General features: G+C 47.0%; 2 tRNA genes. Both read right to left on the bottom strand.

Features of this window, described 5'->3' with window-relative positions:
- Positions 1-88: 88 nt before the first annotated feature.
- Positions 89-164: transfer RNA gene (locus B347_RS0106900), tRNA-Ala, on the bottom strand.
- Between the two features lie 30 nt (positions 165-194).
- Positions 195-271: transfer RNA gene (locus B347_RS0106895), tRNA-Ile, on the bottom strand.
- Positions 272-372: the final 101 nt, after the last annotated feature.

The following is a 372-nucleotide window of genomic DNA, read 5'->3' as shown; positions in this document are numbered from 1 at the left end:
ACGATCTAATCAAAAGATCAGAAATCAACATTCACCATCATTTGATGGAATGCTCATTTCTAAGCTTTACGATACAGAAGCAAGTTTATGGTGGAGCCAAACGGGATCGAACCGTTGACCTCCTGCGTGCAAGGCAGGCGCTCTCCCAGCTGAGCTATGGCCCCATATTTCTACAGGCATTTTCCACACAAAATTGGTGGGTCTGGGCAGATTCGAACTGCCGACCTCACCCTTATCAGGGGTGCGCTCTAACCAACTGAGCTACAGACCCAATTTCGAGCTTGCAACCGTTAGCGTGAGCTATCAGCGTGGAGCTTAAAGTTGCTTCTATCGTCTTCTTCAATGAATCAAGCAATTCGTGTGGGAACTTAT

Source organism: Pseudomonas psychrophila HA-4, assembly GCF_000282975.1.
GTDB lineage: Bacteria > Pseudomonadota > Gammaproteobacteria > Pseudomonadales > Pseudomonadaceae > Aquipseudomonas > Aquipseudomonas psychrophila_A.
This window is presented reverse-complemented; position numbering and strand designations above follow the sequence as displayed.